Source organism: Brucella sp. H1_1004 (assembly GCF_047308065.1).
In the GTDB taxonomy this organism is placed as follows: domain Bacteria; phylum Pseudomonadota; class Alphaproteobacteria; order Rhizobiales; family Rhizobiaceae; genus Brucella; species Brucella pseudogrignonensis_B.
The window spans coordinates 1,780,709-1,792,720 of record NZ_JAYKZA010000002.1 but is presented as its reverse complement, the minus strand read 5'-3'; the positions used below and the strand labels follow the sequence as shown (position 1 = coordinate 1,792,720).

Below are 12,012 nucleotides of genomic sequence, written 5' to 3'. Positions count from 1 at the left end.
AAATAGATAAGGCCGCCTTTCGAGGCGGCCTTTTTGTATGGCGGATAAAAGAAAAAGGGCGGTTTGAAACCGCCCTTTTTCATTCAGATGTAGGAGAGAAAACTTACTCGTCTTCTTCTTCACCATCAAATTCGATCAGTGCAACTTCGCCGGTGAGGGCAGTGTGCCATGCACTTTTGTGCGGCTCTTCTTCAGGCTCTTCAGTGATAGTGCCCATCTCAACCAGTTCAGCTTCATTATAGCCTTCTTCAGCGAGGATCGCGAGAACGGTCTGAACTAGATCTTCGTCTTCGTTCGACTTGAGAAGAATATGAACCTCGATAGATTCTTCTTCGCCTTCATTCCAGACATCAGCGATGACCAGATGTACCAGGGGCGAATCATTTTCTGTGGATGGGGTGGTGGATGACATTAAGAATCCCTTAAAATGGCGTTGCTTTTCGACTCAGATGTGCTTCAATAAACTCTGTTGATGTCAGATGCTATGCTGACACATGAAAATGACAGTTTTGTCTCCTAAATATTTGAGATATGCCGATTGAATTGGCCCAACTGACTGTCATTGGTCGTCCAAAATCCCGTTTTGCGGCCCTTCCATAAGAAACTTACCCCGTTGCCCTTGACGAAACGCCCGTTAACGCGTATCAGCAGCCCATCTGAGCCGATGTGAGGCTGGTCTTTTCGGAGCGACACGCTCTGGAGTTCGCCTCAAACAGGGTTCGTTTTACGATCGAAATGCAACTTGCCGTTCGCATGAAGCTGTTGCTTCCTCTGCTTTTGTTCGGGTTGGCCGCTGATGGAGCGGCTCATCCCGAATTTGTGCATGTTCACTCCGGTGGAACGGCCCTTATTGGGCTCTGTTACGAGATTTTTTATAGAGGAAGGTTCAATGCCTACCGTAAACCAGTTGATCCGCAAGCCGCGCATTGCGCCGGTAAAGCGTAATAAGGTTCCTGCTCTGCAGGCAAACCCACAGAAGCGCGGTGTTTGCACCCGCGTTTATACGACAACCCCTAAGAAGCCTAACTCGGCTCTTCGTAAGGTTGCCAAGGTTCGTCTCACCAATGGCTTTGAAGTCATCGGTTATATCCCTGGTGAAGGTCACAACCTTCAGGAGCACTCCGTGGTTATGATCCGCGGCGGCCGCGTCAAGGATTTGCCAGGTGTGCGTTACCACATCATCCGTGGTGTACTTGATACACAGGGTGTTAAGAACCGTAAGCAGCGTCGTTCGAAGTACGGTGCGAAGCGTCCTAAGTAAGAATTTTCCGGGGATACCGGCCGCCATAATGGCGAGTTGAGCCCGATGTAATTGAAAGTTGAGACGAAATGTCCAGACGCCATAAAGCTGATAAGCGTGAGATTAATCCGGATCCAAAGTTCGGCGATCTCGTCATCACCAAGTTCATGAATGCAGTTATGCTTCATGGTAAGAAGTCGGTTGCAGAAAGCATTGTTTACGGTGCTCTTGAAGCAATTGAAGCCAAGGCGAAGTCAGAGCCGGTCGCGCTGTTCCATCAGGCGCTCGACAATGTCGCTCCGCACGTTGAAGTCCGTTCGCGCCGCGTTGGTGGTGCAACCTATCAGGTTCCGGTCGATGTGCGTTCAGAACGCCGCCAGGCGCTTGCCATTCGTTGGTTGATCAACGCAGCTCGCGGTCGTAACGAAACCACAATGATTGATCGCCTTTCCGGTGAGTTGCTTGATGCTGCAAACAACCGTGGTTCTGCTGTGAAGAAGCGTGAAGATACGCATCGCATGGCTGAAGCCAACCGCGCATTCTCGCATTACCGCTGGTAATCGTCGAACCCTATTCAAAGAGCAAAAACATGGCCCGCGAATATAAAATCGAAGACTACCGCAATTTCGGTATTATGGCTCACATCGACGCCGGTAAGACGACGATGACCGAGCGTATTCTGTTCTATACCGGTAAGAACCACAAGATTGGTGAAACCCATGATGGCGCGTCCACCATGGACTGGATGGAGCAGGAACAGGAACGCGGTATCACCATCACGTCCGCTGCTACGACCACTTTCTGGCAGGGTCAGGATGGCAAGAAGCGTCGTTTCAACATCATCGACACCCCGGGCCACGTTGACTTCACGATCGAAGTTGAGCGTTCGCTCCGCGTTCTCGATGGCGCAATCGCTCTTCTTGATGCGAATGCTGGTGTTGAGCCACAGACTGAAACCGTATGGCGTCAGGCTGAGAAGTACCACGTTCCACGCATGGTCTTCGTTAACAAGATGGACAAGATCGGCGCTGACTTCTACCGTTGCGTAGAAATGGTTGGCTCGCGTCTTGGTGCAGTCGCGCTCCCAGTTCAGCTGCCAATTGGCGCTGAAAACGAGTTCGAAGGCGTCATCGATCTGATCGAGATGAAGGCCCTGACTTGGGATGGTACAATCGGTGCAGCTGCGACCGTTGGTGAAATTCCTGCAGATCTTAAGGATAAGGCTGAAGAGTACCGCGAAAAGCTCATCGAGTTGGCAGTGGAAATCGACGAAGCTGCAATGGAAGCTTACCTTGAAGGTAATATGCCTTCGAATGATCAGCTTCGTGCATTGATCCGTAAGGGTACGATTGCCGTTAAGTTCCACCCAATCCTTTGCGGTACAGCATTCAAGAACCGTGGCGTTCAGCCGCTTCTCGACGCTGTTGTGGAATTCCTTCCATCACCAATCGACGTTCCTGCAATTAAGGGCATCGACGTTAAGACGGAAACCGAAACGACCCGTGAATCTTCGGATGAAGCACCGCTTTCGATGCTCGCATTCAAGATCATGAACGATCCGTTCGTTGGTTCGCTTACATTCGCTCGTATTTACTCGGGCAAGCTGACCAAGGGTATTTCGCTCGAAAACACCGTTAAGGGCAAGCGTGAGCGTATCGGCCGTATGTTGCAGATGCACTCCAACAGCCGTGAAGACATCGAAGAAGCTTTCGCAGGCGACATCGTTGCTCTGGCTGGCCTCAAGGAAACCACAACAGGTGATACGCTCTGCGATCCACTGAAGCCGGTTATTCTTGAACGCATGGAATTCCCAGATCCGGTTATCGAAATCGCGATTGAACCAAAGACCAAGGCTGACCAGGAAAAGATGGGCCTCGCGCTCAACCGTCTGGCTGCTGAAGATCCTTCGTTCCGCGTTAAGTCTGATGAAGAATCCGGCCAGACAATTATCGCTGGTATGGGTGAGCTTCATCTCGACATTCTCGTTGACCGTATGAAGCGCGAATTCAAGGTTGAAGCAAACGTCGGCGCGCCGCAGGTTGCTTACCGTGAAACCATTACACGTGCTGCTGAAATCGACTACACCCACAAGAAGCAGTCGGGTGGTTCGGGTCAGTTCGCTCGCGTCAAGATCGTTTTCGAGCCACATGAAGGCGATGACTTCATCTTCGAATCCAAGATCGTTGGTGGTGCTGTTCCTAAGGAATACATCCCAGGCGTTCAGAAGGGTATCGAAAGCGTCATGGGCGCGGGTCCACTTGCTGGCTTCCCAATGCTCGGCGTGAAAGCCACCCTGATCGACGGCGCATACCATGACGTTGACTCGTCTGTTCTCGCCTTCGAAATCGCTGCTCGCGCTGCATTCCGTGAAGGCGCGCAGAAGACCGGTGCTCAGCTCCTCGAGCCGATCATGAAGGTCGAAGTCGTAACCCCGGAAGATTACGTCGGTGACGTAATTGGCGATCTGAACTCACGTCGTGGTCAGATTTCCGGTACGGAAGCTCGTGGCATTGCTACGGTCGTCAACGCAAACGTTCCACTCGCCAACATGTTTGGTTATGTGAACAACCTGCGTTCGATGTCTCAGGGCCGTGCGCAGTACACCATGCAGTTCGACCACTATGAGCCGGTTCCGACCGCGGTCGCACAGGAAATTCAGAAGAAGTTCGCGTAATTTCTGATTACGCCAAACAGTAAAAAGCCTGAGCAGGCTGTAATTTTAGGAGAGCTCAGATGGCAAAGAGCAAATTTGAACGTAATAAGCCACACGTAAACATCGGCACCATTGGTCACGTTGACCATGGCAAGACCTCGCTGACTGCAGCGATCACCAAGTTCTTTGGTGAATTCAAGGCATACGACCAGATCGATGCTGCACCAGAAGAACGCGCTCGTGGTATCACCATTTCGACAGCACACGTTGAATATGAAACCCCTGCACGTCACTACGCACACGTCGACTGCCCAGGCCACGCTGACTATGTTAAGAACATGATCACCGGTGCTGCTCAGATGGACGGCGCGATCCTCGTTGTTTCGGCAGCAGACGGCCCAATGCCACAGACCCGTGAACACATCCTGCTCGCTCGTCAGGTTGGCGTTCCTGCGATCGTTGTGTTCCTGAACAAGTGCGATCAGGTTGACGATGCTGAACTTCTTGAACTTGTAGAACTCGAAGTTCGTGAACTTCTCTCGAAGTACGACTTCCCAGGCGACGAAGTGCCAATCATCAAGGGGTCGGCTCTTGCAGCTCTCGAAGATTCCTCGAAGGAACTCGGCGAAGACGCAATTCGCAACCTGATGGACGCTGTTGACACCTACATCCCAACGCCAGAACGTCCTGTTGATCAGCCGTTCCTGATGCCAATCGAAGACGTGTTCTCGATTTCGGGTCGTGGTACTGTTGTTACCGGTCGCGTTGAGCGCGGTATCATCAAGGTTGGCGAAGAAGTTGAAATCGTCGGCATCAAGGCAACTGGCAAGACGACTGTTACCGGCGTTGAAATGTTCCGCAAGTTGCTCGATCAGGGCCAGGCTGGTGACAACATCGGCGCACTGGTTCGCGGCGTTGGTCGTGAAGACGTTGAGCGTGGTCAGGTTCTCTGCAAGCCAGGTTCGGTTAAGCCACACACCAAGTTCAAGGCAGAAGCATACATTCTGACCAAGGACGAAGGTGGCCGTCATACACCATTCTTCACCAACTACCGTCCACAGTTCTACTTCCGTACAACGGACGTTACCGGTGTTGTTACCCTGCCAGAAGGCGTGGAAATGGTTATGCCAGGCGACAACGTAACCGTTGACGTAACGCTGATCGTACCGATTGCGATGGAAGACAAGCTTCGCTTCGCTATCCGTGAAGGTGGCCGTACCGTTGGTGCAGGCATCGTCGCTTCGATCATCGAGTAATTAGATTTGTACAGGAGCGTTTCTCCGGAAACGCTCCGCGTAACAAGGAACAGATCAAATGAACGGTCAAAACATCCGCATTCGCCTTAAGGCGTTTGATCATCGGATCCTTGACGCTTCGACGCGCGAAATCGTGTCGACTGCTAAGCGTACCGGTGCAAATGTACGCGGACCGATCCCACTTCCAACACGGATCGAAAAGTTCACAGTAAACCGGTCGCCGCACATCGATAAGAAGAGCCGCGAACAGTTCGAGATGCGCACGCACAAGCGTCTTCTCGATATCGTTGACCCAACCCCGCAGACTGTAGACGCGCTGATGAAGCTCGATCTGTCCGCCGGTGTTGATGTCGAGATCAAGCTTTAATCGGCTTGAGGACGGAAGGAACGAACCCGATGCGTTCAGGTGTTATTGCACAAAAGCTGGGCATGACCCGCGTCTATAACGACGCCGGCGAACATGTACCAGTAACAGTTCTCCGTATGGAAGACTGCCACGTGGTAGCTCAGCGTACAGTTGAAAAGAATGGTTACACGGCTGTTCAGCTTGGCGTTGGACTTGCCAAGGTAAAGAACACAACTAAGGCTCTGCGCGGTCACTTCGCGAAGGCTGAAGTTGAGCCTAAGGCGAAAGTTGCGGAATTCCGCGTTTCTCCTGACAATCTGCTCGAAGTCGGCGCGGAAATCACAGCCGAACATTTCGTCGCTGGCCAGAAGGTCGACGTGACGGGTACTTCGATCGGTAAGGGCTTTGCCGGTGTTATGAAGCGTCATAACTTTGCTGGTCATCGTGCTTCGCACGGTAACTCAGTTACCCACCGCGCTCACGGCTCGACCGGTCAGCGTCAGGACCCAGGTAAAGTATTTAAAGGCAAGAAGATGGCCGGTCACATGGGTCAGACCCGTGTAACCACGCAGAATATCGAAGTTGTTTCTACAGACCTCGATCGCGGCCTTATCCTTGTTCGCGGTGCGGTTCCTGGTTCAAAGGGTGCATGGATCTACGTTCGCGACGCCGTAAAGGTATCGCTGCCAGATAATGCTCCCAAGCCAGCTGGTCTGCGCCAAGCAGCACAGGCCAAGGTAGAAGCTGCTGTAGTTTCTGAAACTGCAGCGACTGAGGGAGCCGAATAATGGATCTCACAATTACAACACTTGAAGGCAAGGATGCCGGCCAGGTCAAGCTGAACGAAGAAATCTTCGGTCTCGACCCACGCGACGACATTCTCCAGCGCGTTGTGCGCTGGCAGCTGGCTCGACGCCAGCAGGGCTCTCATGATGCCAAGGGCCGTAGCGACATTAGCCGCACCGGTTCGAAGATGTACAAGCAGAAGGGTACGGGTCGCGCTCGTCACCATTCGGCACGTGCACCGCAGTTCCGCGGCGGTGGTCAGGCTCACGGACCAGTTGTTCGTAGCCACGATCACGATCTGCCAAAGAAGGTTCGCGCTCTCGGCTTGCGTCACGCTCTGTCGGCTAAGGCAAAGGCATCTGACCTGATCATCATCGATGATCTGGCAGCTTCCGAAGCCAAGACAAAGCAGCTTGTGTCGCAGTTCGCAAAGCTCGGTCTCGAAAATGCACTGCTCATTGGCGGCGCAGAAATTGACGTGAACTTCCAGCGCGCTGCTTCGAACATCCCGAACATCGATGTTCTGCCAGTACAGGGCATCAATGTTTACGACATTCTACGTCGTGGCAAGCTCGTGCTTTCCAAGGCAGCTGTCGAAGCACTCGAGGAGCGTTTTAAATGACCGATCTTCGCCATTATGACGTGATCGTCAGCCCAGTCATCACCGAAAAGTCGACCCTTGTTTCCGAACATAACCAGGTCGTCTTTAACGTAGCTCGCAAAGCGACGAAGCCGGAAATCAAGGCTGCAATCGAAGCGCTTTTCGGCGTCAAGGTTAAGGCTGTAAACACCACTGTGCGCAAAGGCAAAGTGAAGCGGTTCCGCGGCATTGTCGGGCGCCAGAGCGATGTCAAGAAAGCGATCGTAACTTTGGCTGAAGGCCAGAGCATCGACGTTTCGACAGGTCTCTGAGAGGCCACGGAGTAAAGACAATGGCACTCAAGCACTTTAATCCGATCACGCCAGGCCAGCGTCAGCTGGTCATCGTGGACCGTTCGGAACTCTACAAGGGCAAGCCAGTCAAGTCATTGACTGAAGGTCTGTCCAAGAAGGGTGGCCGTAACAACACAGGTCGTATCACTGTTCGCTTTCAGGGCGGCGGTCACAAGCGTTCCTACCGTTTTGTAGACTTCAAGCGTCGTAAGCACGACGTTGTCGCGACTGTAGAACGTCTGGAATACGATCCAAACCGTACAGCGTTTATCGCGCTGATCCGCTACGAAGACGGTGAACTGAGCTATATCCTGGCTCCACAGCGTCTGACAGCTGGCGACAAGGTTATCGCCGGTCAGTCCGTTGACGTTAAGCCAGGCAACGCAATGCCGCTTTCGTCGATGCCAGTTGGTACCATTATCCACAACGTGGAAATGAAGCCAGGCAAGGGCGGTCAGATTGCTCGTTCGGCTGGTGCATACGCACAGCTCGTCGGTCGCGATCAGGGTATGGCTATCCTGCGTCTGAACTCGGGCGAACAGCGTCTGGTTTCGGGTGCATGCTTTGCAACGGTTGGTGCAGTATCCAATCCAGAGCACAGCAACATCAATGACGGTAAGGCCGGTCGTTCGGTTTGGCGCGGTAAGCGTCCTCACGTTCGCGGCGTTGCTATGAACCCAGTTGACCACCCGCATGGTGGTGGTGAAGGCCGTACTTCTGGTGGTCGTCACCCGGTTACCCCTTGGGGTAAGCCTACGAAGGGCAAAAAGACCCGTTCGAACAAGGCAACCGACAAGTTCATCATGCGTTCGCGTCATCAGCGCAAGAAGTAAGAGAGGTAGTCTGAAGTGGCTCGTTCAGTTTGGAAAGGTCCGTTCGTCGATGGCTATCTTCTCACGAAAGCTGAGAAGGTACGCGAGGGCGGTCGTAATGAAGTTATCAAGATGTGGAGCCGTCGCTCCACGATCTTGCCGCAGTTCGTCGGCCTGACCTTCGGTGTTTATAACGGCAACAAGCATGTGCCGGTATCGATCTCCGAAGAAATGGTTGGACATAAGTTCGGTGAATTCGCGCCGACACGGACCTATTACGGTCACGGCGCGGACAAGAAGTCAAAGAGGAAGTAACAGATGGGCAAGGCCAAGGCTCCCCGCCAGCTTAAGGATAACGAGGCGAAAGCCGTCGCCCGTACGCTTCGCGTCAGCCCGCAGAAGCTTAATCTTGTCGCGGCACTTATCCGCGGCAAGAAAGTAAATGCGGCACTTGCTGATCTCACTTTCTCGCGCAAGCGGATCGCTGAAACAGTGAAAAAGACGCTCGAATCGGCTATCGCCAACGCAGAGAACAATCATGATCTCGACGTTGACGCGCTGATCGTTGCAGAAGCTTATGTCGGCAAATCTATTGTCATGAAGCGTTTCCACGTTCGTGGACGTGGTAAGGCAAGCCGCATCGAAAAGCCGTTTTCGCATCTCACCATTGTTGTCCGCGAAGTTGCGGAAAAAGGGGAGGCCGCATAATGGGCCAGAAGATTAATCCGATCGGTTTTCGCCTCGGCATCAACCGCACCTGGGATTCGCGTTGGTACGCGAATACCGGCGAATACGGTAAGCTGCTGCATGAAGACGTTAAGATCCGTGAGTATCTTAAGAACGAACTCAAGCAGGCTGCGATTGCTAAGATCGTAATCGAGCGTCCACACAAGAAGTGCCGCGTGACCATTCACGCTGCTCGTCCGGGCATCATCATCGGCAAGAAGGGCGCGGACATCGAAAAGCTCCGCAAGAAGCTTTCCGAGATGACGAATTCCGATACGTCGCTCAACATTGTTGAAGTTCGTAAGCCGGAAATCGACGCTACGTTGATCGCTCAATCGATCGCACAGCAGCTCGAACGCCGTGTGGCATTCCGTCGCGCCATGAAGCGTTCCGTTCAGTCGGCAATGCGTCTCGGTGCCGAAGGTATTCGTATCAACTGCTCCGGTCGTTTGGGCGGCGCTGAAATCGCACGTATGGAATGGTACCGCGAAGGTCGCGTTCCTCTTCACACGCTGCGCGCCGATATCGACTATGGTACGGCTGAAGCAAAGACTGCTTACGGCATCTGCGGCGTAAAGGTCTGGGTATTCAAGGGCGAAATCCTTGAGCATGACCCAATGGCTTCCGAGCGTCGTGCGGTTGAGGGTGACAATCAGGGTTCCCATCAGAACCGCCGCCGCGAAAACGCTTAAAAAGCGGGCCGCCGGCGAGAAAATTGGAGTAAAGAACAATGATGCAGCCTAAGCGCACCAAGTTCCGTAAGCAGTTCAAGGGCCGTATTCACGGCAACTCGAAGGGCGGTACGGATCTTAATTTCGGTGCATTCGGTTTGAAGGCAGTAGAGCCTGACCGCGTCACAGCACGACAGATCGAAGCGGCTCGCCGCGCGATCACCCGTCACATGAAACGTGCCGGTCGTGTATGGATCCGAATCTTCCCGGATCTGCCAGTAACATCGAAGCCAACCGAAGTCCGTATGGGTAAAGGTAAGGGTTCCGTTGACTACTGGGCAGCACGTGTTGCACCAGGTCGTATAATGTTTGAGCTTGACGGCGTACCCGAAGATGTGGCACGCGAAGCCTTAAGACTCGGCGCTGCAAAGTTGTCGGTCAAGACGCGCTTCATTCAGCGCATCGCAGAGTAAGAGGGCAGTCATGAAAGCCGCAGACGTTCGGGCGAAAAGCCTCGATCAGATTAACGATGAGTTGGGTTCCCTGAAGAAAGAGCAGTTCAACCTGCGCTTTCAGAAGGCAACCGGTCAGCTCGAAAAAACCGCGCGCGTGAAGCAAGTTCGTCGCGACATTGCGCGTATCAAGACCATCGCCCGCCAGAAGGCGGCCGAAAGCAAGGCATAAGGAACAAGTATAATGCCTAAACGCGTTCTGCAGGGCGTTGTCGTCAGCGACAAGAATGATAAGACTGTTGTAGTTAAGGTTGAGCGCCGCTATTCGCATCCGCTCCTCCAGAAGACTATTCGTCAGTCTAAGAAATACAAAGCGCATGACGAAAACAACCAGTTCAAGATTGGTGATCAGGTTTCTATCGAAGAATCCAAGCCAATTTCGAAGGACAAATGCTGGGTCGTTCTTTCGAACGTAACAGCAGGCTAAATTACAAACACGCAGCTTAGGTAGGGCAGGAGCCCTTAACCAGCTGAAGGAAAAGAAGGCGGCCAGTCATGATTCAGATGCAAACAAACCTCGACGTGGCGGATAACTCCGGCGCACGTCGTGTCATGTGCATCAAGGTGCTGGGCGGTTCCAAGCGGCGTTATGCTTCCGTGGGCGACATCATTGTGGTGTCGATCAAGGAAGCTATTCCGCGCGGCCGCGTCAAAAAAGGCGACGTGATGAAGGCAGTGGTCGTACGGACCGCTAAGGACATCCGTCGCGCAGACGGCAGCGTTATTCGTTTCGATAACAACGCAGCTGTTCTCATCGATAACAAGAAAGAGCCTATCGGTACGCGTATCTTCGGACCGGTTCCACGCGAACTTCGCGCTAAGAACCACATGAAGATCATCTCGTTGGCTCCGGAAGTTCTGTAAGGAAGCAAGACGATGCAAAAGATTCGCAAAGGCGACAGCGTTGTCGTGCTGTCCGGTAAGGACAAAGGCCGTAAGGGCGAAGTTCTCCAGGTTATGCCTAAGGACGACAAAGCGCTTGTTCGCGGTATTAATACTGTAAAGCGTCACCAGCGCCAGACACAGACTCAGGAAGCCGGCATTATCACGAAAGAAGCGCCGATCCATTTGTCTAACCTGGCAATTGCTGATCCTAAAGACGGTAAGCCAACCCGCGTTGGTTTCCGCATTGAAGATGGCAAGAAGGTCCGCGTTGCAAAGCGTTCGGGAGCGGTTATCTGATGGCTGAAGTTAAGGAACTTCCACGCTTCAAGAAGATTTACAATGAAACAATTCGTAAATCTCTCCTTGAAGAATTCAAGTACGACAATGAGATGCAGATTCCACGCATCACAAAAGTTGTCCTGAACATGGGTGTAGGCGAAGCAACTGGCGACTCGAAGAAGCCATCTGTTGCTGCAGCAGATCTGGCCTTGATTGCCGGTCAAAAGCCTGTCATTACTCGCGCCCGTAATTCGATCGCAACTTTCAAGTTGCGTGAAGACATGCCAATCGGTACGAAGGTTACTCTTCGTTCGGATCGCATGTACGAATTCCTTGATCGCCTGATCACGATTGCGCTTCCGCGCGTTCGAGATTTCCGTGGTCTGAATCCGAAGAGCTTTGACGGTCGTGGCAACTTTGCCATGGGTGTTAAGGAACACATCGTGTTTCCAGAAATCAACTACGATAAAGTTGATCAGATCTGGGGCATGGACATCATCGTTTGCACGACCGCTAAAACGGATGATGAAGCCCGCGCTCTTTTGCGCGCCTTCAACTTCCCATTCCGGCAGTAACGGCAAGCGTAGCGAGGTATAATAATATGGCCAAGACTAGCGCAGTCGAAAACAATAAGCGCCGCGAAAAGTTGGTTAAGCGTCATGCTGAGAAGCGTGCACGTCTGAAGGCGATCGTAATGGATCAGAGCCTTCCGTTGGATGAGCGTTTTCGCGCTACTATCCAGCTCGCCGAACTGCCGCGCAATTCCGCTAAGGTCCGTATTCGCAACCGTTGCGAAGTTTCGGGTCGCCCGCGTGGTTATTACCGTAAACTGAAGATGTCGCGTATTGCGCTTCGCCAGTTGGGTTCGCTTGGACAGATTCCAGGCATAGTTAAGTCGAGCTGGTAAGGAGTA

The 12,012-nt window shown here is 52.8% G+C and carries 20 protein-coding genes; 19 read left to right on the top strand and 1 reads right to left on the bottom strand.

The window, feature by feature from the left end; genetic code table 11:
* Positions 1-103: 103 nt before the first annotated feature.
* The gene (locus U2P60_RS16100; RefSeq protein ID WP_250044731.1) at positions 104-412 is read right to left on the bottom strand and encodes a hypothetical protein; all 309 of its coding nucleotides are present in this window, start codon (positions 410-412) and stop codon (positions 104-106) included.
* Positions 413-889: 477 nt separating this feature from the next.
* On the opposite strand from U2P60_RS16100, the gene rpsL reads away from it, so the two are divergent.
* The 19 genes from rpsL to rpsN all read left to right on the top strand — a co-directional run bounded on the left by rpsL (position 890) and on the right by rpsN (position 12,006).
* Positions 890-1,261 (top strand): 30S ribosomal protein S12, encoded by a 372-nt coding sequence (gene rpsL / locus U2P60_RS16095; protein ID WP_006471111.1) that lies wholly within the window; start codon positions 890-892, stop codon positions 1,259-1,261.
* Between the two features lie 68 nt (positions 1,262-1,329).
* Positions 1,330-1,800 carry a 30S ribosomal protein S7 gene (gene rpsG, locus U2P60_RS16090; protein WP_313826631.1) on the top strand — a complete coding sequence of 157 codons (471 nt, stop codon included), beginning with the start codon at positions 1,330-1,332 and terminating at the stop codon, positions 1,798-1,800.
* Positions 1,801-1,829: 29 nt separating this feature from the next.
* The gene (gene fusA / locus U2P60_RS16085; RefSeq protein WP_413573339.1) at positions 1,830-3,914 is read left to right on the top strand and encodes an elongation factor G; all 2,085 of its coding nucleotides are present in this window, start codon (positions 1,830-1,832) and stop codon (positions 3,912-3,914) included.
* A gap of 59 nt (positions 3,915-3,973) precedes the next feature.
* Positions 3,974-5,149 (top strand): elongation factor Tu, encoded by a 1,176-nt coding sequence (gene tuf, locus U2P60_RS16080; protein WP_310009957.1) that lies wholly within the window; start codon positions 3,974-3,976, stop codon positions 5,147-5,149.
* Between the two features lie 58 nt (positions 5,150-5,207).
* Complete coding sequence (gene rpsJ, locus U2P60_RS16075) at positions 5,208-5,516, top strand: 30S ribosomal protein S10 (protein ID WP_002964363.1); 309 nt, start codon at positions 5,208-5,210, stop codon at positions 5,514-5,516.
* Positions 5,517-5,545: 29 nt separating this feature from the next.
* Entirely contained in the window at positions 5,546-6,283 is a 738-nt protein-coding gene (rplC, locus tag U2P60_RS16070; protein ID WP_313826629.1) for a 50S ribosomal protein L3, read from the top strand.
* On the top strand, positions 6,283-6,903 hold the full coding sequence (gene rplD / locus U2P60_RS16065; protein WP_250040993.1) for a 50S ribosomal protein L4: 621 nt from the start codon (positions 6,283-6,285) through the stop codon (positions 6,901-6,903). Before rplC ends, rplD begins: the two co-directional genes overlap by 1 nt.
* Positions 6,900-7,193, top strand: a complete 294-nt coding sequence (locus U2P60_RS16060) for a 50S ribosomal protein L23 (protein ID WP_007875343.1) — start codon at positions 6,900-6,902, stop codon at positions 7,191-7,193. The genes rplD and U2P60_RS16060 overlap by 4 nt, the downstream gene beginning before the upstream one ends.
* Positions 7,194-7,213: 20 nt before the next feature.
* On the top strand, positions 7,214-8,047 hold the full coding sequence (rplB, locus tag U2P60_RS16055) for a 50S ribosomal protein L2 (RefSeq protein ID WP_250040991.1): 834 nt from the start codon (positions 7,214-7,216) through the stop codon (positions 8,045-8,047).
* Positions 8,048-8,062: 15 nt separating this feature from the next.
* Positions 8,063-8,341, top strand: a complete 279-nt coding sequence (rpsS, locus tag U2P60_RS16050) for a 30S ribosomal protein S19 (protein ID WP_010659917.1) — start codon at positions 8,063-8,065, stop codon at positions 8,339-8,341.
* Positions 8,342-8,344: 3 nt separating this feature from the next.
* On the top strand, positions 8,345-8,734 hold the full coding sequence (gene rplV / locus U2P60_RS16045; RefSeq protein WP_007875336.1) for a 50S ribosomal protein L22: 390 nt from the start codon (positions 8,345-8,347) through the stop codon (positions 8,732-8,734).
* Positions 8,734-9,444: a 30S ribosomal protein S3 gene (rpsC, locus tag U2P60_RS16040; RefSeq protein ID WP_250040989.1), complete on the top strand. Its 711-nt coding sequence runs from the start codon at positions 8,734-8,736 to the stop codon at positions 9,442-9,444. Before rplV ends, rpsC begins: the two co-directional genes overlap by 1 nt.
* A 38-nt stretch (positions 9,445-9,482) precedes the next feature.
* Positions 9,483-9,896 (top strand): 50S ribosomal protein L16, encoded by a 414-nt coding sequence (rplP, locus tag U2P60_RS16035; RefSeq protein ID WP_024897015.1) that lies wholly within the window; start codon positions 9,483-9,485, stop codon positions 9,894-9,896.
* Between the two features lie 10 nt (positions 9,897-9,906).
* The gene (rpmC, locus tag U2P60_RS16030) at positions 9,907-10,107 is read left to right on the top strand and encodes a 50S ribosomal protein L29 (protein WP_187544594.1); all 201 of its coding nucleotides are present in this window, start codon (positions 9,907-9,909) and stop codon (positions 10,105-10,107) included.
* Positions 10,108-10,119: 12 nt separating this feature from the next.
* Positions 10,120-10,362, top strand: a complete 243-nt coding sequence (gene rpsQ / locus U2P60_RS16025) for a 30S ribosomal protein S17 (protein ID WP_250040987.1) — start codon at positions 10,120-10,122, stop codon at positions 10,360-10,362.
* A 68-nt stretch (positions 10,363-10,430) separates the two neighbouring features.
* Entirely contained in the window at positions 10,431-10,799 is a 369-nt protein-coding gene (rplN, locus tag U2P60_RS16020) for a 50S ribosomal protein L14 (protein WP_094504980.1), read from the top strand.
* Between the two features lie 12 nt (positions 10,800-10,811).
* Positions 10,812-11,117 (top strand): 50S ribosomal protein L24, encoded by a 306-nt coding sequence (gene rplX, locus U2P60_RS16015; protein ID WP_250040986.1) that lies wholly within the window; start codon positions 10,812-10,814, stop codon positions 11,115-11,117.
* The gene (gene rplE, locus U2P60_RS16010) at positions 11,117-11,674 is read left to right on the top strand and encodes a 50S ribosomal protein L5 (RefSeq protein ID WP_250040984.1); all 558 of its coding nucleotides are present in this window, start codon (positions 11,117-11,119) and stop codon (positions 11,672-11,674) included. Before rplX ends, rplE begins: the two co-directional genes overlap by 1 nt.
* Before the next feature lie 26 nt (positions 11,675-11,700).
* Positions 11,701-12,006: a 30S ribosomal protein S14 gene (rpsN, locus tag U2P60_RS16005; protein WP_007875326.1), complete on the top strand. Its 306-nt coding sequence runs from the start codon at positions 11,701-11,703 to the stop codon at positions 12,004-12,006.
* Positions 12,007-12,012 lie beyond the last annotated feature (6 nt).

What these genes read in the sequence shown, in the direction of transcription:
- rplB (WP_250040991.1), top strand. Translation starts at nt 7,214, where the DNA reads ATGGCACTCAAGCACTTTAATCCGATCACGCCAGGCCAGCGTCAGCTG.
- rplC (WP_313826629.1), top strand. Translation starts at nt 5,546, where the DNA reads ATGCGTTCAGGTGTTATTGCACAAAAGCTGGGCATGACCCGCGTCTAT.
- U2P60_RS16100 (WP_250044731.1), bottom strand. Translation starts at nt 412, where the DNA reads ATGTCATCCACCACCCCATCCACAGAAAATGATTCGCCCCTGGTACAT.
- rpsN (WP_007875326.1), top strand. Translation starts at nt 11,701, where the DNA reads ATGGCCAAGACTAGCGCAGTCGAAAACAATAAGCGCCGCGAAAAGTTG.
- rplE (WP_250040984.1), top strand. Translation starts at nt 11,117, where the DNA reads ATGGCTGAAGTTAAGGAACTTCCACGCTTCAAGAAGATTTACAATGAA.
- fusA (WP_413573339.1), top strand. Translation starts at nt 1,830, where the DNA reads ATGGCCCGCGAATATAAAATCGAAGACTACCGCAATTTCGGTATTATG.
- rpsQ (WP_250040987.1), top strand. Translation starts at nt 10,120, where the DNA reads ATGCCTAAACGCGTTCTGCAGGGCGTTGTCGTCAGCGACAAGAATGAT.
- U2P60_RS16060 (WP_007875343.1), top strand. Translation starts at nt 6,900, where the DNA reads ATGACCGATCTTCGCCATTATGACGTGATCGTCAGCCCAGTCATCACC.
- rpsJ (WP_002964363.1), top strand. Translation starts at nt 5,208, where the DNA reads ATGAACGGTCAAAACATCCGCATTCGCCTTAAGGCGTTTGATCATCGG.
- rplN (WP_094504980.1), top strand. Translation starts at nt 10,431, where the DNA reads ATGATTCAGATGCAAACAAACCTCGACGTGGCGGATAACTCCGGCGCA.
- rpsL (WP_006471111.1), top strand. Translation starts at nt 890, where the DNA reads ATGCCTACCGTAAACCAGTTGATCCGCAAGCCGCGCATTGCGCCGGTA.
- rplX (WP_250040986.1), top strand. Translation starts at nt 10,812, where the DNA reads ATGCAAAAGATTCGCAAAGGCGACAGCGTTGTCGTGCTGTCCGGTAAG.
- rpsG (WP_313826631.1), top strand. Translation starts at nt 1,330, where the DNA reads ATGTCCAGACGCCATAAAGCTGATAAGCGTGAGATTAATCCGGATCCA.
- rpsC (WP_250040989.1), top strand. Translation starts at nt 8,734, where the DNA reads ATGGGCCAGAAGATTAATCCGATCGGTTTTCGCCTCGGCATCAACCGC.
- rplP (WP_024897015.1), top strand. Translation starts at nt 9,483, where the DNA reads ATGATGCAGCCTAAGCGCACCAAGTTCCGTAAGCAGTTCAAGGGCCGT.
- rpmC (WP_187544594.1), top strand. Translation starts at nt 9,907, where the DNA reads ATGAAAGCCGCAGACGTTCGGGCGAAAAGCCTCGATCAGATTAACGAT.
- tuf (WP_310009957.1), top strand. Translation starts at nt 3,974, where the DNA reads ATGGCAAAGAGCAAATTTGAACGTAATAAGCCACACGTAAACATCGGC.
- rplV (WP_007875336.1), top strand. Translation starts at nt 8,345, where the DNA reads ATGGGCAAGGCCAAGGCTCCCCGCCAGCTTAAGGATAACGAGGCGAAA.
- rplD (WP_250040993.1), top strand. Translation starts at nt 6,283, where the DNA reads ATGGATCTCACAATTACAACACTTGAAGGCAAGGATGCCGGCCAGGTC.